This window comes from Pseudoxanthomonas sp. (assembly GCF_027498035.1).
Lineage (GTDB): Bacteria > Pseudomonadota > Gammaproteobacteria > Xanthomonadales > Xanthomonadaceae > Pseudoxanthomonas_A.
In genome coordinates, this window is record NZ_CP114978.1 from 2,646,219 (window position 1) to 2,671,304 (window position 25,086).

At 68.1% G+C, this 25,086-nt stretch carries 23 protein-coding genes, 2 pseudogenes and 1 riboswitch; of the genes and pseudogenes, 10 read left to right on the forward strand and 15 right to left on the reverse strand.

Annotated features, from left to right (window positions below; all coding sequences use genetic code 11):
• The first annotated feature begins 75 nt into the window (after positions 1-75).
• The 5 genes from O8I58_RS11475 (at position 76) to O8I58_RS11495 (ending at position 5,308) form a co-directional block, all read left to right on the forward strand.
• Positions 76-1,263: a benzoate/H(+) symporter BenE family transporter gene (locus O8I58_RS11475; RefSeq protein ID WP_298315917.1), complete on the forward strand. Its 1,188-nt coding sequence runs from the start codon at positions 76-78 to the stop codon at positions 1,261-1,263.
• Positions 1,264-1,500: 237 nt separating this feature from the next.
• Positions 1,501-2,526, forward strand: a complete 1,026-nt coding sequence (locus O8I58_RS11480) for a glycoside hydrolase family 5 protein (protein WP_298322919.1) — start codon at positions 1,501-1,503, stop codon at positions 2,524-2,526.
• 408 nt (positions 2,527-2,934) lie between these two features.
• A complete protein-coding gene (locus O8I58_RS11485; RefSeq protein WP_298315920.1) occupies positions 2,935-3,978 on the forward strand; it encodes a glycoside hydrolase family 5 protein in 1,044 nt (347 codons plus the stop codon).
• Between the two features lie 207 nt (positions 3,979-4,185).
• Positions 4,186-4,803 (forward strand): hypothetical protein, encoded by a 618-nt coding sequence (locus tag O8I58_RS11490; protein WP_298315923.1) that lies wholly within the window; start codon positions 4,186-4,188, stop codon positions 4,801-4,803.
• Between the two features lie 187 nt (positions 4,804-4,990).
• The gene (locus O8I58_RS11495; RefSeq protein ID WP_298315925.1) at positions 4,991-5,308 is read left to right on the forward strand and encodes a hypothetical protein; all 318 of its coding nucleotides are present in this window, start codon (positions 4,991-4,993) and stop codon (positions 5,306-5,308) included.
• Between the two features lie 38 nt (positions 5,309-5,346).
• Here the strand turns inward: O8I58_RS11495 and O8I58_RS11500 are convergent, their stop codons facing one another.
• The 12 genes and pseudogenes from O8I58_RS11500 to O8I58_RS11555 all read right to left on the reverse strand — a co-directional run bounded on the left by O8I58_RS11500 (position 5,347) and on the right by O8I58_RS11555 (position 18,473).
• Positions 5,347-6,207 (reverse strand): D-hexose-6-phosphate mutarotase, encoded by an 861-nt coding sequence (locus O8I58_RS11500; protein WP_298315928.1) that lies wholly within the window; start codon positions 6,205-6,207, stop codon positions 5,347-5,349.
• A 72-nt stretch (positions 6,208-6,279) separates the two neighbouring features.
• Positions 6,280-7,341, reverse strand: coding sequence for an NAD(P)-dependent alcohol dehydrogenase (locus O8I58_RS11505; RefSeq protein WP_298315931.1), 1,062 nt, complete (start codon positions 7,339-7,341; stop codon positions 6,280-6,282).
• Between the two features lie 168 nt (positions 7,342-7,509).
• Positions 7,510-7,908 (reverse strand): YchJ family protein, encoded by a 399-nt coding sequence (locus tag O8I58_RS11510; RefSeq protein ID WP_298315934.1) that lies wholly within the window; start codon positions 7,906-7,908, stop codon positions 7,510-7,512.
• A gap of 5 nt (positions 7,909-7,913) precedes the next feature.
• On the reverse strand, positions 7,914-8,495 hold the full coding sequence (locus O8I58_RS11515) for a manganese efflux pump MntP (RefSeq protein WP_298315936.1): 582 nt from the start codon (positions 8,493-8,495) through the stop codon (positions 7,914-7,916).
• An 8-nt stretch (positions 8,496-8,503) separates the two neighbouring features.
• Positions 8,504-8,686, reverse strand: a riboswitch (yybP-ykoY riboswitch).
• Between the two features lie 46 nt (positions 8,687-8,732).
• Complete coding sequence (locus O8I58_RS11520; protein ID WP_298315939.1) at positions 8,733-9,269, reverse strand: cytochrome b; 537 nt, start codon at positions 9,267-9,269, stop codon at positions 8,733-8,735.
• 65 nt (positions 9,270-9,334) lie between these two features.
• Entirely contained in the window at positions 9,335-9,937 is a 603-nt protein-coding gene (gene folE, locus O8I58_RS11525) for a GTP cyclohydrolase I FolE (protein ID WP_298315942.1), read from the reverse strand.
• Positions 9,938-10,202: 265 nt separating this feature from the next.
• Positions 10,203-10,563, reverse strand: a pseudogene (locus tag O8I58_RS11530) (DDE-type integrase/transposase/recombinase); the annotation flags it as partial.
• Positions 10,564-10,624: 61 nt separating this feature from the next.
• Positions 10,625-11,264 (reverse strand): annotated as a pseudogene (locus tag O8I58_RS11535) (transposase); the annotation flags it as partial.
• Between the two features lie 368 nt (positions 11,265-11,632).
• A complete protein-coding gene (locus O8I58_RS11540) occupies positions 11,633-12,493 on the reverse strand; it encodes an IclR family transcriptional regulator domain-containing protein (RefSeq protein ID WP_298315945.1) in 861 nt (286 codons plus the stop codon).
• Positions 12,494-12,722: 229 nt separating this feature from the next.
• Positions 12,723-15,149, reverse strand: coding sequence for a membrane-bound PQQ-dependent dehydrogenase, glucose/quinate/shikimate family (locus tag O8I58_RS11545; RefSeq protein ID WP_298315948.1), 2,427 nt, complete (start codon positions 15,147-15,149; stop codon positions 12,723-12,725).
• A gap of 389 nt (positions 15,150-15,538) precedes the next feature.
• A complete protein-coding gene (mnmG, locus tag O8I58_RS11550; RefSeq protein WP_298315950.1) occupies positions 15,539-17,428 on the reverse strand; it encodes a tRNA uridine-5-carboxymethylaminomethyl(34) synthesis enzyme MnmG in 1,890 nt (629 codons plus the stop codon).
• Between the two features lie 511 nt (positions 17,429-17,939).
• Entirely contained in the window at positions 17,940-18,473 is a 534-nt protein-coding gene (locus tag O8I58_RS11555; protein WP_298315953.1) for a hypothetical protein, read from the reverse strand.
• Positions 18,474-18,619: 146 nt separating this feature from the next.
• Between O8I58_RS11555 and O8I58_RS11560 the strand changes: the two genes are divergently transcribed.
• The 4 genes from O8I58_RS11560 to O8I58_RS11575 all read left to right on the forward strand — a co-directional run bounded on the left by O8I58_RS11560 (position 18,620) and on the right by O8I58_RS11575 (position 21,093).
• The gene (locus O8I58_RS11560) at positions 18,620-19,576 is read left to right on the forward strand and encodes a pyridoxal-phosphate dependent enzyme (RefSeq protein ID WP_298315956.1); all 957 of its coding nucleotides are present in this window, start codon (positions 18,620-18,622) and stop codon (positions 19,574-19,576) included.
• Positions 19,561-20,181, forward strand: a complete 621-nt coding sequence (locus O8I58_RS11565) for a YdcF family protein (protein ID WP_298315959.1) — start codon at positions 19,561-19,563, stop codon at positions 20,179-20,181. The genes O8I58_RS11560 and O8I58_RS11565 overlap by 16 nt, the downstream gene beginning before the upstream one ends.
• Before the next feature lie 71 nt (positions 20,182-20,252).
• Positions 20,253-20,684: a ketosteroid isomerase-related protein gene (locus O8I58_RS11570; protein ID WP_298315962.1), complete on the forward strand. Its 432-nt coding sequence runs from the start codon at positions 20,253-20,255 to the stop codon at positions 20,682-20,684.
• A 91-nt stretch (positions 20,685-20,775) separates the two neighbouring features.
• The gene (locus O8I58_RS11575) at positions 20,776-21,093 is read left to right on the forward strand and encodes an EthD family reductase (protein WP_298315965.1); all 318 of its coding nucleotides are present in this window, start codon (positions 20,776-20,778) and stop codon (positions 21,091-21,093) included.
• Positions 21,094-21,107: 14 nt separating this feature from the next.
• On the opposite strand, the gene bioC is transcribed toward O8I58_RS11575, so the two are convergent.
• From bioC to bioF, 3 genes are read right to left on the reverse strand one after another with little or no spacing between them, the layout of a single operon-like run.
• Positions 21,108-21,986, reverse strand: a complete 879-nt coding sequence (bioC, locus tag O8I58_RS11580) for a malonyl-ACP O-methyltransferase BioC (RefSeq protein ID WP_298315968.1) — start codon at positions 21,984-21,986, stop codon at positions 21,108-21,110.
• Positions 21,987-22,031: 45 nt separating this feature from the next.
• Positions 22,032-22,802, reverse strand: a complete 771-nt coding sequence (gene bioH, locus O8I58_RS11585) for a pimeloyl-ACP methyl ester esterase BioH (protein WP_298322922.1) — start codon at positions 22,800-22,802, stop codon at positions 22,032-22,034.
• A gap of 52 nt (positions 22,803-22,854) precedes the next feature.
• Complete coding sequence (bioF, locus tag O8I58_RS11590; RefSeq protein ID WP_298315971.1) at positions 22,855-24,054, reverse strand: 8-amino-7-oxononanoate synthase; 1,200 nt, start codon at positions 24,052-24,054, stop codon at positions 22,855-22,857.
• A 318-nt stretch (positions 24,055-24,372) separates the two neighbouring features.
• Between bioF and O8I58_RS11595 the strand changes: the two genes are divergently transcribed.
• A complete protein-coding gene (locus O8I58_RS11595; protein ID WP_298315974.1) occupies positions 24,373-25,077 on the forward strand; it encodes a ComF family protein in 705 nt (234 codons plus the stop codon).
• Positions 25,078-25,086 lie beyond the last annotated feature (9 nt).

Sequence of the window (25,086 nt, forward strand, 5' to 3'; positions counted from 1 at the left end):
CAACGCAGGCGCGAACCGCGCCTGCTTCCACCGGCACCGGTCCAACCGGCGGCCGCCTTGAAGAAAGTTGCGCCGATGTCCGTTTCGTCCCCCACCCGCGTCCTGCGCGATTCCTCCCTGTCGGCGCTCGCGGCCGGCTTTGTCACGGTGCTGGTGGGCTTCGCCAGTTCGGCGGTGATCGTGTTCCAGGCGGCCCAATCGGTCGGCGCCAGCCAGGCGCAGATCAGCTCGTGGATCCTGGCGTTAGGGCTAGGCATGGGCGTGACCTGCATCGGGCTGTCACTGCGCTATCGGGTGCCGGTGGTGACGGCGTGGTCCACGCCCGCGGCGGCGATGCTGGCGGCGACCACCACCGGCCTGCCGCTGTCCGATGCGATCGGCGCATTCGTGGTGTGCGCCGTGCTGGTGGCGATCGCGGGATTCTCCGGCGTGTTCGAGAAGATGCTCGGCCGCATTCCGCTGCCGCTGGCCGCAGGCATGCTGGCCGGCGTATTGCTGCGCTTCGGCCTGGATACCTTCGTCGCGCTGAAGACCCAGCCGGCGCTGGTGCTGGCGATGCTGGCCGTTTACCTGCTCACACGACGCTTGTGGCCGCGCTATGCGGTGATCGCCACGCTGCTGGTGGGCATCCTGGTGGCGGCCAGCAGCGGGTTGCTGCACCTGGGTGGCGTCACCCTGGCGCCGGCGCGACCGGCCTGGGTCACGCCCAGTTTTTCCTTCGCCGCGCTGCTGGGCCTGGCACTGCCGATGTTCGTGGTGACCATGGCCTCGCAGAACGTGCCCGGCGTGGCGGTGATCCGTGCATCGGGCTACCAGGTACCGGTGTCGCCGGTGATCGGCTGGACTGGCGCGCTGAACGTGCTGCTGGCGCCGTTCGGTGCGTTCTCGCTGAACCTGGCCGCGATCACCGCCGCGATCTGCATGGGCCCCGAAGCCCATCCCGATCCGGCGCGTCGCTACATGGCCGCGGTCTGGGCGGGCGTGATCTACCTGGTCGTCGGGCTGTTCGGCGCGACCGTGGTGACCCTGCTGGCGGCTTTCCCGAAAGAACTGGTGATGGCCATCGCCGGCATCGCCCTGCTGGGCACGCTCGGCGGCAGCCTGAGCGGTGCGTTGAAGGACGAAGGTAGCCGCGAGGCCGCGCTGGTGACCTTCCTGATCACCGCCTCGGGACTGACCCTGGCCGGCATCGGCGCCGCGTTCTGGGGCCTGCTGGGCGGCGCCCTGACCCTGCTGGTGCTGCGCCCGCGCGCCGCGCACTGAGTGGAACGGCCTGACTGCACGGTCAGGCAGGCGACGGTATCGGTTTCATCCTGCGGTTGCATTGGATGACCTAGGCTGGTCGCGGCGATGCATCCGCCTTCCCCCACCGCAGCCTGCGTTGCTGCCATGGCCACCCCGCGATCCTTCGCTGACGACGGCGCCGTGGTGGCCGCATGCCAGGAGTTGCCCATGCGCCCGACCCTCTTCCGCACCCCCGGCCTGCTGCTGGCGCTCGCAATGGCAGGCACGCCACTGGCGGCCATGGCCCAGCAGCGCGTGCTGCAGTACGCCGGCGTCAATCTGGCCGGCGCCGAGTTCAAGTCCAGCCAGAAGCCCGGCACGCTGTTCAAGGACTACACCTACCCATCGGAGAAGGATTTCGTCTACTTCGCCAGCAAGGGCATGAACGTGGTGCGGCTGCCGTTCCTGTGGGAGCGCCTGCAGCCGCAGCCTAAGGGCGAGTTCGACCCGACCCAGCTCAAGCTGCTGCAGAAAACCGTGGAAACCGCATCCAAGCACGGCATCAGCGTGCTGTTGGATATCCACAACTACGCCCGGTACAACGGCCAGAAGATCGGCAGCGACGCAGTGCCCGTGGAGGTCTTCACCGACCTGTGGACACGCCTGGCCAGGGAGCCCGCCTTCGCCAACAATCCGCGGGTGCTATTCGGCCTGATGAACGAGCCGCACGACATGGGCGCCAGCGACTGGGCGCAGTCCGCGCAGGCGGCGATCGACGCGATCCGTGCGGCCGGGGCGAACAACCTGATCCTGGTGCCGGGCACCGCCTGGAGCGGCGCGCACAGCTGGGGCAGCCTGACCGCCGGCCGCGGGACCTCCAATGGCGACGCGCTGGCCAAACTCACCGACCCTGCCAACCAGATGGTGTTCGAGGTCCATCAGTACATCGACAAGGATTCGTCCGGCACCAAACCCGAATGCGGCAGCGATGACAGCATCGGCGTGCGCCGGCTGGAAGGCTTCACCCGCTGGCTGCGCGAACACGGCAAGACCGGCTTCCTGGGCGAGTTCGGCGCCAGCACCGATCCGACCTGCCTGGCCGCGCTCGACAAGATGCTGGCCTACATGCAGACCAACGGCGATGTGTGGCGCGGCTGGAGCTATTGGGCCGCGGGCGGGTGGTGGCCACCGAGCTACATGTTCAACGTGCAACCGGACAAGGAAGGCAACGACACGCCGCAGATGGCGGTGCTGTCGAAGTACGCGCGTGAGGTGACCGGCGCGAAACAGAGCGCCGACTGAGGACACAAATCGACCATCGCCGACACCCTGACAGCCGCTCTCCCGAGCGGCTGTTTTTCCAGGCGCGTGTCCGAATGCACAGTTCCGCGCGATGCAATGTTTCCCGTGCCACGCGCGTGCACGGCACCCTGTCACAACACGCGACATGCCCGCCCTCGATCGCTTGCGCACGGCATGGGACATGCGAGATTCCTTGCTGACTTCGACAAGAGAGGGCGGGACCTGCTGCACGCGATGCAGCTGCGTTTCTCTTCGACGGAGTACCTCGAGCAACACGCCGACGTCAGTCAAGGCGGCACACCCGCGGATGCCACCCGCCGCCGCGCCGCCACGGATTCCGCCGCCAGCACGACGTCCTCCCCCATCGCGTGCGCGTACCGCCATGCCACGCCCGACAGGAATTCCCCCATGCGCCTTTCGATCCCCACGTCACTGTCCGCACTGGCCCTTGCCACCGCACTGGCCAGCACCTCCGCCGCACACGCCCAGACCACCCTCGCGTACGCCGGGGTCAACCTCGCCGGCGCCGAGTTCAACGCATCGGTCAAACCGGGCGTGCTGTACAAGAATTACGTGTATCCCTCGGATTCCGACTTTGCCTATTTCGCCGGGCAGGGCATGAACGTGATCCGGCTTCCGTTCCTGTGGGAGCGGCTGGAGCCCCAGGCCGGCACCACGCTGGATGCCGCGCAGTTGTCCTACATCACCACGGCGGTGACGCGCGCCAGGAACCATGGCCTGAAAGTCATCCTGGACCCGCACAACTACGCCAAGTACAACGGCGCGCTGATCGGCAGCAGCAGCGTGCCCGATGCGGTCTTCGCCGACCTGTGGAGCCAGCTGGCCAGCGCCTTCGCCAACGACGATGCCGTGATCTTCGGCCTGATGAATGAACCGGCCGGACTGTCGTCCACGACCTGGGCCGATGCCGCACAGGCGGCGATTGATGCGATCCGCGCCACCGGTGCGAAGAACCTGGTGCTGGTGCCCGGCGTGGCCTGGACCGGCGCGCACAGCTGGAACAGCGCCTCGGCCGGCGGCGGCGTGTCCAACGGCGACGCGCTGGCCAACCTGAGCGATCCGGCCGCCAACCTGGCCTACGAAGTGCATCAGTACCTGGACCAGGATTATTCGGGCACCTCGGCCACCTGCGTCAGCACCACCATCGGCGCGGACAAGCTCGAGGGCTTCACCGAATGGCTGCGTGCGAACAACAAGATCGGCTTCCTCGGAGAATTCGGTGCCGCCGATAACGACACCTGCATGACCGCGCTGGACGGCATGCTGGAGTACATGCAGGCCAACGATGACGTGTGGCTGGGCTGGACCTACTGGGCCGCTGGCGCGTGGTGGAACACGAGCTACATGTTCAGTGTGCAACCGGTCGATGGCGTGACCCGGGCACAGCTGCCGGTGCTGTCGGAACACGCCCGCGAAATCACCGGCAAGTAAGCCGTCGCTCACCGCGCGCGCCGGACCGAGGTTGGCGCGCGTGGAAAATGATCTGGAGACGATGCAAGAACGCAGGCCGCCACGCCAGGCGGCCTGCTGTTGCATGGCGCACGCGCTGCGCATGCGCGGTGTCCTGAAAGCGCCGCAAAAGGGGTTCTGAAAAGGACAGAAGCCGGCTTCCCCCACCCGGCACTCCCCGGAATTCCCATGCGTCCACGTCGCCCCCTCGACGTCCGCCTGCGTCTGATCCTGATCCTGCTGATGCCCTCGCTGCTGATGGCGTGCGGCAAGTCGCCGCCCGCTGCCCAAATAACCGCTCCGGCCGAACCCACGCCACCGCCGCCCGTTGCGGCATCCACGCCAACGGTGGCCAGCACGCCATGCGAGCTGATCACCGATGCGGAACTGCACGCGGTCTTCAGCAGCACCGTCAGCAGCAGGCCGGAGCGGCACGATGCCTTCGGCATTGCCGCCTGCGAATGGAATGGCGACTTCGGCCGCCTGCTGCTGCAGCAATGGCCATCCAAGGGCCACACCCCGCAGGACGAAGTCCGCGACCTGGTCAGCGGCTTCATCGACACCGGCATGCCCGGCGCGCGATCGCGCGTGCGGCTGGTATCGCTGCAGGGGCTTGGCAATTTCGCGACCGCGGTGGTCGAGGCGCGCGATGCGAAGAACGGCGTGCTGGCCGACATCGCGGTGCTGTCCATCGCCCGCAACGGGCAGACGCTGGTGTTCCTGACCGATGGCCTGGACGAGGACGAACGCGAGGAAGCGCTGCGCAAACTGCGCGAGCTGGGCCATTACGCCTACGCCCGGCTCTGAGCGGTTGCGCGCATCCGGTTGCGTGAGCGGCGGACCGCCGTCGTTCGCCCGACCAGGTAGCGGGCTGTGGCCTGACAGTGTCCGGGTTGATGCGCCCCGTGCCGTTGTTTCTTCACACGCGGCCTGCATTCGCTGCTGCGCGCCTGGAGGGCAATCCACAATGCGTGCTTCACATCGTCCCCTGCGCATGACCTGCACGTGGCTGCTCGGCGTGACACTGCTATCGGCCTACGTCCCGATGACGCAGGCACCGGCCGCGACTTCGTTCGCACCCACGATCAACGCCGTGTCCGGCCCGGCCGACAGCCTGGTCTGTGCGCTGCTGGCCGATGCCGGTACGCAGCTGCTGGTTGCGACCGCCGGTCATGGGCAGCTTGGAAGAATCCGCCGGCACGCCGGCATCAACAGCTGCGGCACCGAAGGCGACACCAGACGATCCGCCCGACGCGCAGCGGGCGTGGTCGATGCCATCGTGGCGTTGGCGGACGACAGCCACGGCCGCTGAGACGCCGCCGCAAGCCGCACCCAATCCACTCGCCGGCGTTACCCCAGCGGCAGCACTTCCACCGTCTGGGCCAGCGTGTGCGTGGCGCCAGGGGCCAGGGTGACGATGTCGCGCGCGGCGTTGGCCGCTTCCACGCACAGGAAGTCGTGCCAGGCCGCATCGGGCACATCGCCCATCGCCTGGGCACCGGCCTGGCCCGGGTTCCAGACCACCAGCGCATGGCTGCCGGTCGTGCTGATGCGCAGGCGACGCCCGCGTGCGGGATCGTGCAGCACGTAGTGCCCGCCGGCCGCGTGGTAGATGCGATCGCTACGGCCCGGATCGCGCGGATCGTCCAGTGACCAGTCGCCGGACTGGGCGAAGGTGTCGCCGGTGTACTTGTCGGCGTAGTCCAGCCCGTCCAGGCCTTCCACGCGCACCCGCGAGGCTTCGCCCACCGCGAAGTAGCTGTGCAGTGCCTGGGTGAAGCCGAGCCTGACATCGGACGGGTTGTGGGTGATCAGGGCCTGCTGCAGGCCGACGCCCAGCACCAGCGTCTGCCTCAAACGCAGTGGCGTGCTTGCATCTTCTGGCAGCGAGAGCGTCAGGTGCAGGTTGCCGTCGCCGTCCTCGCGCGTGTCGTCCAGCGTCCATGTCGTGTTGCGGGCGAAGCCGTGCTGCTGCGCGTCGGCCGGCTGGTTCTCCTTGCCGAAATACGGCCAGCACACCGGCACGCCGCCGCGGATCGCGCCGGGCGCCCCCTTGGCCAGCGGCGACAGCCACAGCACGTCATCGCCACCGGCCGGGATGAACGACAGCAGCTGGCCGCCATGCAGCGACAACGCCGCGCGGCACAGCGGCGTTTCCACCCGCAGCACGGGCAGGCCAAGCAGGGTGTCTTCGGTCAGGGTGTAAGGCATGTCGGCTCGCGCAAACAAAAACGGGCGGCCAGTCTAGCCAGCCGCCCGTTGTTCCGTCGTTGAGGCGAAGCCTTACGCAGCCTTGTCCAGCTTGGCCAGGTCCATCACGAAGCGGTACTTCACATCGCCCTTGAGCATGCGCTCGTAGGCGTCGTTGATCTGCGCCGGGTCGATCACTTCGATGTCCGACACGATCCCGTGCTTGGCGCAGAAATCGAGCATTTCCTGGGTCTGGGCGATGCCGCCGATCAGCGAGCCGGCAATCGTGCGGCGACGCATGATCAGGTTGAACACGGTCGGCGTGGGGTGCGGATGCTCCGGCGCACCGACCAGCACCATCGCGCCATCACGCTTGAGCGCGTTGAGGAACGGGTCCAGGTTGTGCGAGGCGGCCACGGTGTTGATGATGAAATCCAGCTTGCCGCCCTGCGCGGCCATCTGCGTTTCGTCCCTGGAGATCACCACTTCATCGGCGCCCAGGCGCTTGCCGTCTTCGCGCTTGCTTTCCGAGGTGGTGAACAGCACCACATGCGCACCCATTGCCTTGGCGATCTTCACCGCCATGTGGCCCAGGCCGCCCAGGCCGACCACGCCCACCGACTGGCCGGGACCGACCTTCCAGTGCGCCATCGGCGAGTACACGGTGATGCCGGCGCACAGCAGCGGGGCGACCGCGGCCAGGTTGTCGGTGCCGTGGGTCACGCGCAGGACGTACTTTTCATCGACCACCACGTGGTCGGAATAGCCGCCATAGGTGTTCTCGCCACCGCCGAACAGCGGGCCGTTGTAGGTGCCGGTGAAGCCGTTGTCGCAGTACTGCTCTTCGCCCGCCTCACAGGACGGACAGGTACGGCAGCTGTCGACCATGCAGCCGACGCCGGCCAGGTCGCCGACCTTGAAGCCGGTGACATCACTGCCGACGGCGGTGACGCGGCCGACGATCTCGTGGCCCGGCACCGACGGGAAGACGGTGTTCTGCCACTCGTTGCGCGCGGTGTGCAGGTCGGAATGGCAGATGCCGCAATACAGGATGTCGATCTGGACATCGTTCGGGCCGGGCGTGCGGCGTTCGAAAGCGAACGGCGCCAGCGGCGCATCGGCGGACAGGGCGGCGTAGCCGTGGGCATGGGACATGGGAATGCTCCGATGTTGGGAAAAAAGGGGGGATGCGCGCGCGACCGGCGGCAGGGGGTGCAGATGCTAGCCCCCCGGCGTGAAGAACCGGCTGCAACGCAGTATTTCGGCGGTCTGTTGACGCTTTCACCGCAGATGCATGCCATCGGCAGCGTGATCGCCTGCGGTTCAGCGCACCTCGCCATCCAGGTAGAACCAGTGCCCGTCTTCACGCATGAACCGGCTGTGTTCGTGCATGCGCTGGGCCGAGCCGCCGCCCACGCGCAGGCGTGCGGTGAACACCACTTCAGCCGTGTCCTCGCCGGTGACGGTGTGTGATTCCACCTTCAGGCCCAGCCAGGTGGTGCGCTGGCCAGGCGCGTCGGCCAGCGACAGCTCGGCCGGACGCGTAGACGCGTGCCAGCTGGCACGCAGGTAGTCGGCATCGCCCAGCACGTAGGCGCTGTAGCGCGAACGCATCAAGGCCTTCGCGTCCAGCGCGGGCGCACCGGCGTGCAGCGGGCCACAGCAGCGCGCGTAGGGCAGGCTGCTGTCGCAAGGGCAGGCAGTGGGAACAGGCGTGGCCATCGCGATCAACCTGCCGCGCCGCTGAGGTGCTCGTACAGGATCGCCGCACCGACCAGGATCAGGATCACGCCGCCCACCAGCTCGGCGCGACGCCCGATCACCGAACCCAGCGCGCGCCCCAGCATCACCCCCAGCGTGACCATGGTGAAGGTGCACAGGCCGATCACGCCGGCCACCACGAAGATCGGCACCTGCACGAAGGCCAGGCCCACGCCAACGGCCATCGCGTCGATGCTGGTGGCCAGGCCGGTCAGGGCCAGGGTGACGATGTTGCCGTGCTTGTGGTCGGCGCCTTCCGCATCGTCTTCGTCAGTCTCGTGCAACGCCTTCCAGATCATGTGCAGGCCCAGCGCGGCCAGCAGGACGAAGGCGATCCAGTGGTCCCAGGCTTCGATGTAGCGGGAGGCGGCCGAGCCGATCAGCCAGCCGATAACCGGGGTGATGGACTCGACCACGCCGAAGATCAGGCCGACGCGCAGCGCCTGCGGCCACTGCGGCCTGGTCATGGCCGCGCCCTTGCCAAGCGCAGCGGCGAACGCATCGGTGGACATGGCCAGGCCGAGCATCAGGATGGAAACGGGATTCATGGGGTTCAAAACACCAGGCCGGGAACGCGGACGAAACGAACGGCCCTGCACGCCGGCCATGAGCCGTGCTGGGCTGCTCGTTGGTCTCGCCAACCGAAAGTGGTTGCATCCGCCATGGCCGATGTGGGCCAAGTATGTTGACGGCTACGCTCGCTCCGCAGTGCGGAAGAGCCGGCTACTCCCCAAGGAGGTTCCCCGCCGGCATCGCCAACGGGGCGCGCAGTATACACATCGCCGTCAAAGCATCCGCTGGACCACGTTGTCCCGGCGCACCAGCAGGTGGAACAACGCCGCCAGGATGTGCAGGCCGATCACCCAGTAGAAGGCCGTGCCCAGCCACACATGGGCCGACTTCAACGCGTGCGACAGCGCCTCGTGCGTGCCGAAGAACCCGGGGATGCGGAACCCGCCCGGCAGCCCCACGCCCTTGCCATCGGCCAGGCCCGACACCAGGCCGAGCAACGGCTGGATGACGATGAAGGCGTACAGCAGCACGTGGGTCAGCTGCCCGGCCCGGTGCATCCAGCCCGGCGGCGGTGGCTGGATCGGCGGCGTGTGCGCGCCCAGGCGCGAGACGATCCTGGGCAGGGCCACCAGCAGCACCGCCAGGCCGAACAGGAAGTGGGACTGCATCACCAGCGTCCGCTCGGGGGTGCCCTTTTCCAGCAGCGTCCGCACGTTGATGGTGACGTAGGCCCCGGCGACCAGGACGACGGTCAACCAGTGGAAGACGCGGGTACGTGCGCTGTAACGCGTGCTGGACACCGGGGTCATGCGGGCCTGGGCGGTCGGGAAGACCTGGCGATCCTACCCCGTCCGGCGCGGCCCGATGGCCCGGCTCAGCGCTTGGTGCCGACTTCGATGAACTGCAGGAATTCAGCGCGCGTGCGTGCGTCTTCGCGGAACGCGCCCAGCATCTTGCTGGTGACCATGCTGACGCCGCGCTTGTGCACGCCGCGGGTGGTCATGCACTCGTGCGCGCCCTCCACCACCACAGCCACGCCGCGCGGCTGCAGCACGTCCTGGATGCACTGGGCGATCTGCGCGGTCATCTTTTCCTGCACCTGGAAGCGGCGCGCGTAGGCCTCCACCACCCGCGCCAGCTTGCTGATGCCCACCACCTTGCCGTCGGGCAGGTAGCCCACGTGGACGCGGCCGATGATCGGCGCCATGTGGTGTTCGCAGTGGCTTTCGTACTCGATGCCACGCAGCACGATCAGCTCGTCGTAGCCGGCCACTTCCTCGAAGGTGCGGGCCAGGTATTCGTGCGGATCGCGCTGGTAGCCGCTGAACCAGTCGCCGTAGGCCTTGGCCACGCGCTTGGGCGTGTCCAGCAGGCCTTCGCGGGCCGGGTCTTCGCCGGCCCAGCGCAGCAGGGTGCGCACGGCATCCTCGGCCTGGTCGCGGCTGACGCCGCCACGGGTGTTGTCCGAATCGCTCATGGCGGTCCTTTGATGAGGCAGAAAAACAGGGCCGGCATCGTACCGGACGGGCCGATGGGCGTCTTGGCAGGGGCGGAACGCAGCGGACCGCACGGCGGACAGGCCGGCTGTGGAGGTCCGTATATGACGCAAGCAGGAAATATTAAGAATCAATAACTTAGCCCACCACCGGCCGCCTATCGCGCGAACGCTCTACTAGCCAGGGTTCTACCCCCAAGACCACGGACGGTTGCGAAAGGGTGGAGAACCTCATCAACACTTCGTCGCCCTGGCGGTGCCAGGCCGCCATCTGCACCGCCCGGATCACCATCTGTCGGTCCTGCCGGTGATTCATTGACCAGCCTGCGGCCCGGTGGTCGAACAGGTCCAGCACGATGCACAGGTACAGCCTGCTCTCGCCGGTCATGATCTCGGTGATATCAGTGACCCACTTGGTCTCTGGCTCCAGAGCGCTGAAGTCCCGCCCCAACAGGTTGCGCATGCCCGGCGGCGTCAGCGCTGGCTGGCTGCGCTGACCGCACCGCTTCGGACGGACAACCCTGCAGGCCGTCAGCCGCCATCAGTCGAGCCGCCCGGTTCAAGCTGGCCGTCTCGCCTTCATCGGCAAGATCTATCCTGCGCTTTGACATGAACACTCCTCAGGCCTCCCGGAGCAACCTTCCTGTAAGTGTCCGGGATAATGGGGTGAACCCAGTCGACCGACCAGACCGCATCAGGCAGCGCCGGGATGTAGAGCGCAACGCGCTCTCGCTTGGGAAGGCGCCGCTTGGCGGCGCGACGCAGGTTGAGCTTCATGGCCTTGTACACGCGATAGATCCGCTTGGGGTTCCAGTCCGGGTGTGTCTTGCGCAGCTGATCGCTGCACTTCCAGAAGCCGCGGCTTGGGTGGGCTTCCACGAAGCCGGCGATGGCCGCGATCAACTCGGCATCGCGCACCGTCCAGTCCAATGGCGGCGCGTACCACGCCGCTCTCGACAGGCCGACACAGCCACAGGACCGACGCAGTGGCCGCCCATGCACCTCCACCAGATGCTGGACGGCTTGGCGCTTACGCGCCGGCCCTAGAGTTTTTTTGCGATCAGATCCTTCATCGCCGCGTTGTCCAGCGCCAGCTCGGCGTACATCCGCTTGAGCTTGGCGTTCTCGGACTCGAGCTCCTTGACCCGGCGCAGCTCGGAGGCTTCCAGGCCGCCGTACTTGCTCTTCCACTGGTAATACGTCGCTGTGCTGATCCCGGCTTGGCGGCAGAGGTCCTTGACCGGTAGGCCGCATCAGCCTGCTTGAGCGTGGCGACGATCTGCGACTCGGTGAACTTGGATGTACGCATGAAACCTCCTGGCTGGGAAAGATGCCAGAAAGTTCTACTTATGCGGTCTCTGTCAGGCGGGGGAGCTTACGCTTGATCTTCAGCGCCTTAGAGCGAGCCGAGTACCACAGGCTGAAATGGCCGAAGAGGCGCGGGTGTCTGAGCGCAGCGAGTTCCCGCGCCGTGCCATTTCAGGCGAGGAACACAGGGCACCGATGCGCAGCATCGGCGAGTGTTTTCAATCCCGTCTGTGGGACGGCGCCTGCGGTTTTTCTTCCTTTTGCCAAGACAAAAGGAAGTTGCGCGGCGAAGCCGTGCGAAAGCTCTGCTTCAAAGCAGTTGCTTCAACCCGGTGCAGCAGCGCGCAAGAAGCGCGCCAGAAAAAAGCATCAACTCAACACCGCCCCCAACCGCAACGCCGCCTCCCGTAGCGGCGGCAGCAACTGCGTATGCATCGTCTGCAGGCTGATGCGCCCGGCCTGCGTGCCGATGTTCAGCGCCGCCACCGTCTCGCCCCTGCGGTTGCGTACCGGCACCGCGATCGAACGCAGGCCGATCTCCAACTCCTGGTCGGTCAGCGACATGTCGTCGCGGCGGACCTTGGCCAGCAGTTCCAGCAGGTCGGTCGGATTGGTGACGGTGCGTTCGGTGCGCGGGCGCAGCGGATTGCGTTCCAGATAGCCTTCCAGCGTGTCTTCCGGCAGCGCGGCCAGCAGCACGCGGCCCATCGAGGTGCAGTACGCCGGCAGGCGGCTGCCCGAACGCAGGCCGATCGACATGATCCGCACGGTTTCGGCACGGGCGATATAGAGCAGGTCGTCGCCGTCGAGCACGCCCAGCGAGCACGACTCGTGCACCGCATCGCGCAACGCATCCAGCACCGGCTGGGCGGCCACCGCCATCGACGCCGAGGCCACGTAGGCGCCACCGATGGCCAGCACCCGCGGCAGCAGCACGTAGCCGCGGCCGTGTTCGCCCACGTAGCCCAGCTTGGCCAGCGTATACAACGCGCGCCGCACCGCCGCGCGCGGGATGCCGGTGTCGGCGCTGATCTGCGACATGGTCACCTCGCGCCCATGCTGGGCGAACACGCTCAACACCGCCATGCCGCGCGCCAGCGAGGTCATGAAATCCGGGTCGCCCTGGGCGCTGTCGATCTGGCGCATGATCTCGCGCGCCAGGCCACGCTCGCTGGGTGCGGGCGCGGCGCTAGCACGCCGGGTGCGGGAAGCCTTCGGGGAATCGGTCATTGCGTGGCGTACGTCGGGGCTGGGCTGGCGGTCTGCCATGGTAAGCGCATGCCGTCGCCGGTGCCCGCGGTGCCGGACGCCCCACGCCCCGCGCGAACGGAAGGAAAGACACTGTCCGCGTTGAATGGGAAAGTGCCACACCGCAGGCGGATTCGACGCAAACCGCGCCAAAGAAAACGGGCGGACCGCCACGCGATCCGCCCGTCATCAAACGCGATGATCCCAGTACTTACTTCTGCTCAGGCAACGCGTAGGCGATCACCGCGTCGCCACGATCCGGCGACTGGCGTGCGCCGCCGGCGGTGATCACGATGTATTGCTTGCCGTGCTGGGTGTAGGTCATCGGACCACCCTGGCTGCCCACGGGCAGACGGCCCTTCCAGAGCTCCCTGCCATTGGCCGTGTCGAAGGCGCGCAGGTAGTAGTCCTGGGTGCCAGCGATGAACAGCAGGCCACCCTGCGTGGACAGCGTGCCACCCAGCGTCGGCATGCCGATCTGCATCGGCAGGTGCATCTTGATACCCATCGGGCCGGTGTCTTCGACCGTGCCCACCGGCACCTGCCAGGCGATCTGGCGGGTCTTCAGGTTGATCGCCGTCAGGCTGCCGTACGGCGGGGCCTGGCAGGGCACGCCGAGCACCGACATGAAGCGGTTCTTGTTGACCGCGTAGGGCGTGCCCTTCAACGGCACCGCGCCCATGCCGGTGTTGACCGCTTCACCACCACTGGAGGCGGCCGCGACGCTGTCCTGCTGCTGCGGGATCATCTGCACCCACAGGCCCAGGCGCATGTCGTTGGCGAAGATGTAACCATGCACCGGATCGACCGACAGGCTGCCCCAGTTCATGCCACCCAGCGAACCGGGGAAGCTCAGCGACTTGTCCGTGCCCGGCGCGGTGTACAGGCCTTCATAGCGCATCTGCTTGAAGGCGATGCGGCACATCATCTGGTCGATCGGCGTGGCGCCCCACATGCCCGACTCGGTCAGCGGCCCAACGCCGATCTGCGGCATGCCCACCGACCGCGGCTGGGTGAACGAATACTGCTCGCCGGTGATGTCCGAGCCCTTGACCGGCGTCTCCTGCACGTCGGTCAGCGGCTTGCCGGTGGCACGGTCCAGCACGTAGATCTGCCCGGCCTTGGTGCCGATCACCACGGCCGGCGTGCTGCCGCCGTCCTGGTTCGGGAAATCGATCAGGCTGGGCTGCATCGGCAGGTCGAAGTCCCACAGATCGTTGTGCACGGTCTGGTAGACCCACTTCACGTTGCCGGTGGTCGCATCCAGCGCGGTGATCGATGCGCCGAAGCGATGGTCCAGGCCGGTGCGCTTGGCACCGTAGAGATCGGTCGAGGAACTGCCCATCGGCATGAACACCGTGTTCATCGCCGGATCGTAGGACATCGGCGCCCACGAATTGGGCGTGCTGCGTACGTAGGTCTTGCCGTCGACCGGCGCGGCCTTGTCGTCAGGGTTGCCCGGATCGAACGCCCAGCGCTGGGCGCCGGTGATCACGTCGAAGCCGCGGATCACGCCGCCAGGCATGTCGGCCTGCACGTTGTCGGCCACGCGCCCGCCCACCACCACCGTGGTCCCGGCCATCGTCGGCGCCGAGGTCAGCTGGTAGAACGGATCGGGCGCATCGCCCAGGCCGGCTTTCAGGTCCACCTGGCCATGCTGGCCGAAGCCTTCGCACAGCGCGCCGGTGTCGGCATCGATAGCGATCAGGCGGCCATCGATGGTGTTGTTCAACAGCCGGCGACGGCAGCTGGCGTTGTCCGCCAGCACCACCGGGGTGACCGGCGAAGCACCGGCCAGGGTCGGCTGCTGCAGCGGTGCATCGGCGTCGAAGTAAGCCAATCCACGGCAACGCTGCCACACCGAGGCCTTGGCGTTGATCTCGCGCTTCCACAGCTGCTTGCCGGTGGCTGCATCCAGCGCGATGACATTGTTGTGCGGCGTGCACACGAACAACTTGTCGCCTACCTGCAGCGGCGTGTTCTGGTCTTCGGCACCGTTGCCATCGCTGATCGCCACGTCACCGGTGTGGTAGGTCCATGCCACCTTCAGGTCTTTCACGTTGCCGCGATTGATCTGGTCCAGCGCCGCGAAACGGCTGCCACCGGCGGTGTTGCCGTAGGCGGCCCAGTCTTTCTGCGCATGGGCCGGATCAACCGGCGTCAGCCCCGGCCCATGCCCATCGGCTTCCACTTCCGGGTGCGCCACGAACATGCCGGCAAAACCGGCAGCGAACCCCACCGCGACCACCGCGGCCAGCGCATAGGCACCACGCCCACCCGTCTTGCCCGCCAGCCGCTTGAGCGTGGGATAGGCCAGGGCCACCAGCACGGCAAAGGCGGCCGGCATCATCAACCGCGAGATCAGTGGCCAGAATGCCAGGCCCGCATCCACCAGCGCCCACACGATGGTGAGCGCGAAGGCGAGCAGATACAGCAACGCGCCACTGGGCCGGCGCAGCAGCACCAGCACGCCGGCCACCAACGTGGCCGCGCCCATCAGGCCGAAATACAGGCTTCCGCCCACCATGGCCAGCTTCACGCCGCCCACCAGCAACACCACGCCCAGCAACACCAGCAGCACGCCCAACAGCACCAACGCGCCACGGCACAGGGCCGAAACTCCAGTCTGAGTCTTCACGACATCGTCCTTTGTTGTTCAAGGTCAGGAAGCGGCCACATCGGCCCTCCCCTCCGCCCGTGCACGCGGGCAACCTCAGCGGTGCGGGCGAGTCGGGTCCAACCAGTTCGAACGACGCGCATGGGGAATGACCTCATCGCCATTGCGCATCCGGAGCCTCCACGCAGGCCATCCATCGGGGACCATGCCTACCGACCAGCGGGACGTTCGCGCTTCGAATGATCGCGGCGATTATCACGCCGGGAATCGTCCATTCGCACGGGCCTCGGACAAACGGCAGCGAGTCTGAACAGGCAGGAACATCCCGCCAGAAAGCTGACGGGAAACCCTCCGTTTGCGTCTGTTCGGTGTGACGACGGCGCGGCACGGCGCACCGTCTGCGCAGAAACTCAGGCCACCGCGCTGCGGCGCGCGCGCTCCAGATGGACCAGCAACAGCGAGATCGCCGCGGGCGTCATGCCCGGAATGCGTTGCGCCTGCCCCACGGTCTGCGGCTGTACGCGTTCAAGCTTCTGCGCCACTTCCAGCGACAGGCCGCGGACGCCGGCGTAATCGAAGCCGACCGGAATCGCCGTGCCTTCGTTGCGCTGCTGGCGTTCAATCTCGGTGCGCTGGCGATCCAGGTAGCCGGCGTACTTGACGCTGATCTCGACCTGCTCGGCCACCTGTGCATCGTCCACGCCCGGCCCCAGCGCCGGCACCTGCATCAGCTTGGCGTAGTCCAGTTCGGGGCGCTTGATCAGGTCCAGCGCATTGGTCTCGCGGGTCACGGCCACGCCGAGGGTGGCTTCCAGTTCGCGGCCGATGCCGTTGCCGGGCGAAGCCCACAGCGCGCGCAGGCGGGTGGTTTCCTGCTCGACCGCTTCGCGCTTGGCCTCGAAGCGCGACCAGCGTGCGTCGTTCACCAGGCCCAGCTCACGACCGACCGGGGTCAGTCGCGCATCGGCATTATCCTCGCGCAGCTGCAGGCGGTACTCGGCGCGGCTGGTGAACATGCGGTACGGCTCGGTGGTGCCGTGGGTGATCAGGTCATCGACCAGCACGCCCAGGTAGGCCTCGTCGCGGCGCGGCGACCAGGCTGCTTTTTCCTGGGTGAAGCGTGCGGCGTTGACGCCGGCCAGCAGGCCCTGCGCGGCGGCCTCCTCGTAACCGGTGGTGCCGTTGATCTGGCCGGCGAAGAACAGGCCGGACACCTGCTTGGTCTCCAGCGAAGTCTTCAGCCCGCGCGGATCGAAGAAGTCGTATTCGATCGCATAGCCCGGGCGGGTGATGTGTGCGTGTTCGAAGCCGCGGATCGAACGCACCAGGTCCAGTTGCACGTCGAACGGCAGCGAGGTGGAAATGCCGTTCGGGTAGATCTCGATCACGTCCAGGCCTTCGGGCTCGACGAAGATCTGGTGGCTGGCCTTCTCGGCGAAGCGCACCACCTTGTCCTCGATGGACGGGCAGTAGCGCGGGCCGATGCCTTCGATCTGGCCGCTGTATAGCGGCGAGCGGTGCAGCGCGGCGCGGATAATCTCGTGGGTGCGCTCGGTGGTGTGGGTGATCCAGCAGCTGACCTGGGCCGGGTGCTCGGCGACGCTGCCCATGAAGGACATCACCGGCAGCGGATCGTCGCCGGGCTGTTCGTCCATCACCGTGTAGTCCAGGGTGCGGCCGTCGATGCGCGGCGGCGTGCCGGTCTTCAGGCGATCAATCGCGAACGGGCGCTCGCGCAGGCGCGCGGCCAGGGTGGTCGCCGGCGGATCGCCCATGCGCCCGGCCGCGTACTGGGTTTCACCAACATGGATCTTGCCGGCCAGGAAGGTGCCGGCGGTCAGGACCACGGCCGGCGCGTCGAAGCGCAGGCCGGTCTGGGTCAGGACCCCGCGCACCGCGTCACCTTCGATCACAAGATCATCGACCGCGGCCTGGAACAAGGTCAGGTTCGGCTGCGACTCGACGATGCGGCGGATCGCGCTGCGATACAGCGCGCGGTCGGCCTGGCAGCGCGTGGCACGCACGGCCGGGCCCTTGGAAGCATTGAGCGTGCGCCACTGGATGCCGGCCAGGTCGGCCGCATGCGCCATGGCACCACCGAGTGCGTCGATTTCCTTGACCAGGTGGCCCTTGCCGATCCCGCCGATGGCCGGGTTGCAGCTCATCGCACCAACGGTTTCGATGTTATGGGTCAGCAGCAGGGTGCGGGCACCGCCACGGGCCGCAGCCAGCGCGGCTTCGGTGCCGGCGTGGCCGCCGCCGATCACGATGACGTCGTAGGAATGAAAGGAAGCGCTCATGACGCGGATTTTCTCATGCGGGGATGCAGCGCGGCTGACAGCGGCACTCGGCTGCGAAAAAGTTGGCACGGCTCCTGCTTGGTACTTCCCGCACCCAACGTGGCAAGCGACTTCGGGCGCCTAAGGCTGGTATTGGAACAGGGGCCAGCCGCTAGCGCACGTTGGGGATGCCGGGGCCGGCAGTCGGGGGACTGTCGGCCCCACTTTTTTTCCGGATCCTGGCCACTGGCCCGGCAATCCCGCAAACAACAACGCCCGGCATTGCCGGGCGTTGTTGTTGTTAGGCGCCGACGACCGGCAAGGGCCGGAACAGGGGGGATCCAGATTTCCCACCGGGCGTCGGCATAGAGCTGGGAAGCCTTATGCCCCTGTTACGTCATAAAACGACGCAACCGGTCAACGACGGTTAGCTTGCGTGGACACTCCCGCCGGCGCAAGCCTTCGGCGCGTGTCACTGCCCGACCGAGTGCCAAAGTGAGACTCCCTTGGCACTCGTTGGCGCAGCGATCGGTCACGGCTTCGCCCGCCGCGCCGGCCGATCTGGCGCGGATTGCGATGATGCCGGGCGCGAAGGTCGGGCACTGCCTTCGGCACGCGGCGGCATCGGCCGGCCGGTTGGCGGGCGCAGACGATCCGGCAGCGTGGGGCGCGGACCATCCCCGCCGCCCGAAGACGGCGGACGCGGGCGACCATCGCCGGGCCGGCCGGGCCGCGGGCCACCCGGTGGTGGACGATGGCCGCCGCCATTGGCATCGGGAGGCGGGCGGTGATCGTTGCCGTGACCGCCATGCGGCGGGCGCGGCTGGGGACGGATCACGTAGTACGGGCGGTTGTAGTACCCGTAATAGCCTGGTGAATAGCCATAGCCACCATAGCCGTAGTAGCCGGACCCGTAGCCACCGTAATAGCCGTCCGGATAGGAATACTCGTACCTCGGGCTGCCGCTGTAATAGCCGCCCGGGCCGCTGCTGCGGGCATCGTCATAGTAGGTGGCACAACCACCCAGCCCGGCCAGGGCGATGACGGGAATCAGAAGACGTCGCATGGGTGGCCCCCCGGCCTGCACCGAACTGACAAGGTGTCAGCCTGGACCTAAACCATTGAACCCGTGATTAATTCTTGCCGGGCGTGCGCAGGCGTTGCGGCTTCATGCCATGCATGTCGTGAAGGGCATCGGTTAATCTTGAGCGCATGCCTGCCCTGCCCTGTTTCGACGACGTCCTCGACGCCGCCGCCCGGATCGCGCCGCACGCGCGCGTCACGCCGGTCCTGACCTCCCGCTCGCTCGACGCGCTTGCCGGTGCTCAGCTGTTCCTGAAAGCCGAACACCTGCAGCGCAGCGGCGCGTTCAAGTTCCGCGGCGCCTGCAACGCCGTCTGGGCGCTGGATGACACCCAGGCCGCCAAGGGCGTGGTCACCCACTCCTCCGGCAACCACGGCGGTGCGCTGGCATTGGCCGCGCGCAGCCGGGGCATTCCCTGCCACGTGGTCGTGCCCGAGAACGCGATCGAAGCCAAGCTCGCCGGGATCCGCCGCAACGGCGCGGTCGTGCACCTGTGCGCACCGACCATCGCCGCGCGCGAAGCGGTCTGCGCCCAGGTCCAGGCCGACACCGGCGCACACCTGATCCATCCGTACACCAACGTCCACGTCATCGCCGGCCAGGGCACCGCTGCGCTGGAACTGCTTGCCGAAACCGGTCCGCTGGACGTGGTCATCACCCCGATCGGCGGCGGCGGCCTGGCCTCGGGCACCGCCCTGTCGGTTCGCGCCAAAGCTCCGCAGGCCGAACTCTGGTTTGCCGAACCGGAGGGCGCCGCCGATGCGGCACGCTCGATGGCCGCCGGCAGCCTGCAGCTGGATTTCACGCCCGATACGGTGTGCGACGGCCTGCGCGGCACGCTCGGCGCGCCCAATTTCGAGCTGCTGCGCCAGCAGGACGTGCAGGTGGCAACCGTGTCCGAAGCGGACACCCTCGCCGCCATGCGCCTGCTCTGGCAGGTGACCAAGCAGACCGTGGAACCCTCCTCGTCCATTGCCCTGGCTCTGGTCCTGGCGCGGCCGCAGGACTTTGCCGGCAAGCGCATCGGCATCGTGCTGTCGGGCGGCAACGTGGATCTGGATGCATTGCCATGGATGGCCGCCTGAGCAGGCGCCGTCGACGCTGGGGCCTGGGTGGCTGGTGCTGGCGCCTGGCCTGCGTCGTCCTGCTGTGGCTGGCCGGCGTGTCGGCCTACATCGTCTGGATCGGCCAGCGTGACCAGGCCGCGCCGGCCGATGTCATCATCGTGCTGGGCGCGGCTGCCTACGACGCGCGCCCTTCACCGGTGTTCGAAGAGCGCCTGCGCCATGGCATCGACCTGTACCAGCGCGGCCTGGCCAGGCGCCTGCTCTTCACCGGCGGCTTCGGCGGCGCGGGCGCGCGCTTTGCTGAATCGCAGGTTGGTCGGCGCTATGCGCTCAGGGCCGGCGTGCCGGCCGGTGCGATCCTGATCGAAACCGTCTCGCGCACCACCCGCCAGAACCTGCAGCAGGCCGCCCGGCTGATGCAGGCCAACGGCTTGCATACCGCGATCATCGTCAGCGATCCGCTGCACATGGCGCGCGCCATGCGCCTGGCACGCGAGGAAGGTATCGACGCACTGGCTTCGGCCACACCGACCAGCCGCTTCCGCACCTTCAGCACGCGCTGGCGGTTCTTCCTGCAGGAGCTGTACTTCTTCCACCGTGATCTGTTCATGGAAGCGGTCTGACCCGGAAGCCGCCTGAGGCCGACGGCGCCGAGCGCTATCATCCACGGGTCTCCCGCTTCCCAGACATGCCCATGAAGATCGACGGTACCCGCCGGCAGGACCGCGCCACCGAACTGGTGCTGGCCTATTACGCGGCTTTCAATCGCGGTGACCGCGACACCATGCTGGCGCTGCTGACCGACGACATCGCCCACGATCTCAACCAGGGCGCCCGCGAAACCGGGCGCGATACCTTCGCCGCCTTCATGCGGCGCATGGACACGTCTTACAGCGAACAGCTGCGCGACATCGTGGTGATGGTCTCGCCCGATGGCGCGCGCGCGGCGGCCGAATACGTGGTCCACGGCACCTACCACCACAGCGATGAAGGCCTGCCCGAAGCCACCGGCCAGACCTACGTGCTGCCGGGCGGCGCGTTCTTCGAGATCCGCGGCGAGCAGATCGCCCGGGTCAGCAACTACTACAACCTGCAGGACTGGATCGCGCAGGTCTCGGCGGGCTGATCCGGCCCTGCTGCACTGCACGCCTGGCATTGCGGGCCGGCGTGCGATGCTCGCGCCTCCCCGCGCCGCATCCCCTCAAGGAGTGTCTTCGATGGTCAAGGTCAGCGTGATGTATCCGTTCAAGGCGGGCGCACGGTTCAACCACGATTACTACGCCAATACCCACATGCCGCTGGTCGCGGCGCGCATGGGCGGGGCCTGCCTGTACTACACGGTGGACAAGGGCCTGTCCGGCGGCATGCCTGGCAGCGATCCGGCTTACGTGGGCATGTGCCACATCTTCTGCGACTCGGTGGACAGCTTCAGCGCCGGCTTCGGCCCACATGCGCAGGAGATCCTCGGCGACATTCCCAACTACACCGATCTTGAGCCGGTGATGCAGATCAGCCAGATCGTCATCGGCCACTAGGCCGGACGGCCGCGTCAGCTGCCGCGGCGACGGATCGGAATGCGCGCCAGCGGCACCGACGCCACATCGTGTCCGCCTTCGCGGATCGGCGTACCGGCTTCCGGCGCCCAGGCGTGGGCGTACATGACTTCCCAGGTGCTGGGCAGCCGGCCTTCGGCGGTGCGCATCGGCTCGTAGGCCTGGGCGGCAGCGGCGAAGCGCGACCTGCCGGTCAGGCTGGCGCGGCGGTTGGCCAGCGCATTGGTCGCGCCGATCTGGCGCAACTCGCGCATCAGCGCCGGCAGGTCCGGATAGGTCAGGGTGAACTGGTCGCGGTCCAGCACCGGATCGCGGAAGCCGGACATCATCAGCGCATCGCCGAACTGGGCGATCTGCGCGAACGGACTGACATGCGGCGCCGGATCACCGGCAAAGGCCTCGCGCAGTTCCACCAGCGTCTGCGGACCAAAGGTGGAGCACAACAGCAGTCCACCCGGCTTGAGCACGCGGCGGAATCCGGCGAACGCCGCCGGCAGGTCTTCCACCCATGGCAGGCACAGGTTGCAGAACAGCACGTCGACGCTGTCGTCGGCCAGCGGCAGCGCGCGCGCATCGGCGGCAACGCGCGCGAACGGTTTCCACCAGCCGGCCTGCTTCTTCGCCTCGCGCAGCATCGGCAGGGCCACGTCCAGCGCGACCACCTGCGCCTTGGGCCAGCGCTTGCGCATGCTGGCCGCGGCCGTGGCCGGGCCGCTGCCCACGTCCAGCACCACCTGCGGCACGCGGGCTTCCAGGTAATCCAGGGATTCCAGCAGGCGCTTCTCCACCTCGTGGTGGAGCGCGGCGGCGGCGTCATAGGTGCCGGCCGCACGCGAGAACGCGCGGCGGATGTGGCGGGAATCGAAAATCGGCATGGCGCTATTGTCCGCCAGCACACGCGCCGGGGCGACCGGCAAGCGTCAGGATGCGCGGAACGCTTTGTCCAGGAACGGCACCAACGCCGCTTCCACCTGATCCAGATGGCCCAGGAACGGGGCATGGCCGCCACCGGCAATTTCCAGGAATGCGGATTGCGGGGTCAGCGCCGCGGCCGCTTCCATTCCGCGCGGGTGCACCAGCCGGTCGCGGGTGCCGGCAATCCACAGCGACGGCACGTCCAGCCCTGGCAGGGTGTGGCGCAGGTCGCTGCGTTCCAGCAGGCCAAGCCCGGCCTGCAAGGCGGCTGCGGTGGGTTCGCCGCGGGCGTAGAGCATCTGGCGCAACGCCTGCAGTTCGGCACGGCCCTGCTGCGTGCCCAGCGTATCCAGGGCGATGAAGCGCTCCAGCGTGCCGCGATAGTCCTGCTGCAACGCCACGCCGAACTGGGCGAACACCGCCGGGTCCACCGCCTGCGGCCAGTCCGGCGCGGTACTGAAACGCGGTACCGAGGACACCATCGCCAGCGCGCGCACCTGGCCTGAAACCGCCGCCGCCTTCAACGCGAACAGGCCACCCAGCGACCAGCCCAGCCATGCAGCGGGTGGGGTGGCGTCGCAGATCGCATCGACGCAGGCCTGCAGGGCCAGCGGCACCGCACTGTCGCGGCTGCCACCGTGGCCGGGCAGATCGACGACGTACAGGGTGAAGCGGTCCGACAGCCGCTCGGCCAGCGCACCGAACACGCCGCCGTGCAGCGCCCAGCCGTGGACCAGCACCAGCGGTGGGCCGCTGCCAATCGTCTCGATCTGCACGTTCATGTGCGCCGCGTGCCGGCGCCGAACCATCGATTCACGCGCCCGCGCATCAGGCCAGGCTGACCGCCTGCTGCTGCGGTTCGCGGGCGCGGACCAGCGCATCGACCAAACCGTCGATGTCTTCCGGCGAATGCAGCGCCGACAGGGTCACGCGCAGCCGCGCCCCGCCTTCGGGCACGGTCGGCGGGCGGATCGCCGGCACCCAGTAGCCGGCATCCTCCAACGCGGCCGACCAGGCCAGCGCCTGCGCATCGGCGCCGCATAGGACCGGCTGGATCGGCGTGTCCGACACCATCAGCTCCAGCCCGGCGGCGCTGGCCCGGGTGCGGAAGCGATCAACCAGGCCGGCCAGCTTGTCGCGGCGCCAGTCGTCGCGGCGCGCCTGGCGCAGCGCCTCGCTACTGGCCGCGGCCAGCGCCGGCGGCAGCGCCGTCGTATGCAGATAGGGGCGCGCGGTTTCGGCCAGGTGCTGGATCAGTGCGGCATCACCGACCACCGCCGCGCCATAGCCACCAAGCGCCTTGCCCAGGGTGACCAGCTGCAGCGGCGCTTCCTCCACGCCCAGGCGCGCTTCGGCCACGCTGCCGCGGCCGTTGGGACCACGCACGCCGACGCCGTGGGCGTCGTCCACATACAGCAGCGCCTTCTGGACGCGCGCCACCAGCGCCAGCGCGCGCAGCGGGGCGACATCGCCGTCCAGGCCGAACACGCCGTCGGTGGCCAGCATCGCCGCGCCCTCGGGCACGTTGCGCAGCTGGCGGATGGCGCCTTCGGCATCGCCGTGCGGATAGCGGCGCAGCCGGCAGCCGGCCAGGCGCGAGGCATCCAGCAGGCTGGCGTGGTTGAGCCGGTCCTGCACGCAGGCGTCGCCCTCTTCGCTCAGCAGCGCCTGCTGCACGGCCAGGTTGGCCAGGAAGCCGCTGCCGAACAGCAGCGCGGCCGGCATCTGCAGCCACTCGGCGATCTCCCGTTCCAGCGCCGCATGCGCGGCATGGTGCCCGCTGGCCAGGTGCGAGGCACCGGCGCCCACGCCATCGCGCGCGGCCGCGTCCTGCAGTGCGGTGGTCACCTGGAACTGCTGCGACAGGCCCAGGTAGTCGTTGCTGCAGCACTCGACCAGCCAGCGGCCGTCCACTTCGACCCGCACGCCATCGCGCCGGGTAACGGTTCGGCGCACGAGGACGCGGCCCTGAGCCACCCGCAGCTTGCGCAGCGACGCGATGCGGTCGTGGAGGTCGGGGCGGGCCATGGAGCGTCCTGTGCGATGGGTGCCAAGCCGGCTAGCGTAATTCAGTGGGACTGGTCGGTGATGACCGGCGGGCCGCCTTTTTCACGCCGCGCGTCCGCGCAGATGCCACTTCGACGGCACCGCCGGGACCAACATCCGTCGGTGAAGGCTGGCCACGCACCGTGGCGGCCCGGCGAACAGCCGCGCGAACAAGGCGAAGTTCCCTGCATGGCCACGCCGTGACGCGGCGATGCGACCGGCTTGGACGGAGCGTTGTCACGGCCTCTCGCAAGGGTAAAGTCCACGGGTCTGGAGATCGTGGGCAAGGCTGCCAACCGCATGGATGCGAAACACGTTGACCGATGGTTGCGACGCGCCGGCCAGCTGCTGCTGGCGCCGCGCTGCCTGGTCTGCAGCGAACCCGGTACCGGCGGCCTGGATCTCTGCAGTGCCTGCACCGATGCCCTGCCCTGGAACCACAGCGCCTGCCCGCGCTGCGCGCTCCCCACGCCGCACGGCGATCTCTGTGGGGAATGCCTGCAGTCGCCGCCCCCGGTGGCCGCGACCCAGGCCGCCTTCGTCTACGGCTTTCCACTGGACCGGCTGGTGCCGCGCTTCAAGTTCCACCAGGACCTGGCCGCCGGGCGGCTGCTGGCCGAGGTGATGGCCCAGGGTCTGGCGACGACGACCCGGCCGGATGCGCTCGTACCCGTCCCGCTGCATGCCACGCGCCTGCGCCAGCGTGGCTATGACCAGGCCCTGGAACTGGCCCGGCCTGTCGGACGTCGGCTGGACGTGCCGGTGCTGACCACGGTGCTGCTGCGCCAGCGCGACACCGCGCCGCAGTCCGAACTGGATGCCGCGGCGCGGCGACGGAACCTGCGCAAGGCCTTCGCGATTCGTCCGGACGTCGCCTTGCCGGCGCATGTCGCCCTGCTCGACGACGTCATGACCACCGGCGCCACCCTGCACGCCGCCGCGCGGGTGTTGCTGCGCGCCGGGGTGAAGCGCGTGGATGCCTGGGTCTGCGCGCGGGCTCCGTGAGCCCCGACC

Coding starts and splice junctions, on each gene's coding strand:
- O8I58_RS11575 (WP_298315965.1), top strand. CDS start 20,776: ATGGTCAAGGTCAGCGTGATGTATCCGTTCAAGGCGGGCGCACGGTTC.
- O8I58_RS11515 (WP_298315936.1), bottom strand. CDS start 8,495: ATGAATCCCGTTTCCATCCTGATGCTCGGCCTGGCCATGTCCACCGAT.
- O8I58_RS11500 (WP_298315928.1), bottom strand. CDS start 6,207: ATGCCTTACACCCTGACCGAAGACACCCTGCTTGGCCTGCCCGTGCTG.
- O8I58_RS11475 (WP_298315917.1), top strand. CDS start 76: ATGTCCGTTTCGTCCCCCACCCGCGTCCTGCGCGATTCCTCCCTGTCG.
- O8I58_RS11565 (WP_298315959.1), top strand. CDS start 19,561: ATGGATGGCCGCCTGAGCAGGCGCCGTCGACGCTGGGGCCTGGGTGGC.
- O8I58_RS11570 (WP_298315962.1), top strand. CDS start 20,253: ATGAAGATCGACGGTACCCGCCGGCAGGACCGCGCCACCGAACTGGTG.
- folE (WP_298315942.1), bottom strand. CDS start 9,937: ATGAGCGATTCGGACAACACCCGTGGCGGCGTCAGCCGCGACCAGGCC.
- O8I58_RS11595 (WP_298315974.1), top strand. CDS start 24,373: ATGGATGCGAAACACGTTGACCGATGGTTGCGACGCGCCGGCCAGCTG.
- bioF (WP_298315971.1), bottom strand. CDS start 24,054: ATGGCCCGCCCCGACCTCCACGACCGCATCGCGTCGCTGCGCAAGCTG.
- O8I58_RS11520 (WP_298315939.1), bottom strand. CDS start 9,269: ATGACCCCGGTGTCCAGCACGCGTTACAGCGCACGTACCCGCGTCTTC.
- O8I58_RS11555 (WP_298315953.1), bottom strand. CDS start 18,473: ATGCGACGTCTTCTGATTCCCGTCATCGCCCTGGCCGGGCTGGGTGGT.
- O8I58_RS11560 (WP_298315956.1), top strand. CDS start 18,620: ATGCCTGCCCTGCCCTGTTTCGACGACGTCCTCGACGCCGCCGCCCGG.
- bioC (WP_298315968.1), bottom strand. CDS start 21,986: ATGCCGATTTTCGATTCCCGCCACATCCGCCGCGCGTTCTCGCGTGCG.
- O8I58_RS11495 (WP_298315925.1), top strand. CDS start 4,991: ATGACCTGCACGTGGCTGCTCGGCGTGACACTGCTATCGGCCTACGTC.
- O8I58_RS11480 (WP_298322919.1), top strand. CDS start 1,501: ATGGCAGGCACGCCACTGGCGGCCATGGCCCAGCAGCGCGTGCTGCAG.
- O8I58_RS11485 (WP_298315920.1), top strand. CDS start 2,935: ATGCGCCTTTCGATCCCCACGTCACTGTCCGCACTGGCCCTTGCCACC.
- O8I58_RS11505 (WP_298315931.1), bottom strand. CDS start 7,341: ATGTCCCATGCCCACGGCTACGCCGCCCTGTCCGCCGATGCGCCGCTG.
- mnmG (WP_298315950.1), bottom strand. CDS start 17,428: ATGAGCGCTTCCTTTCATTCCTACGACGTCATCGTGATCGGCGGCGGC.
- O8I58_RS11540 (WP_298315945.1), bottom strand. CDS start 12,493: ATGACCGATTCCCCGAAGGCTTCCCGCACCCGGCGTGCTAGCGCCGCG.
- O8I58_RS11490 (WP_298315923.1), top strand. CDS start 4,186: ATGCGTCCACGTCGCCCCCTCGACGTCCGCCTGCGTCTGATCCTGATC.
- O8I58_RS11510 (WP_298315934.1), bottom strand. CDS start 7,908: ATGGCCACGCCTGTTCCCACTGCCTGCCCTTGCGACAGCAGCCTGCCC.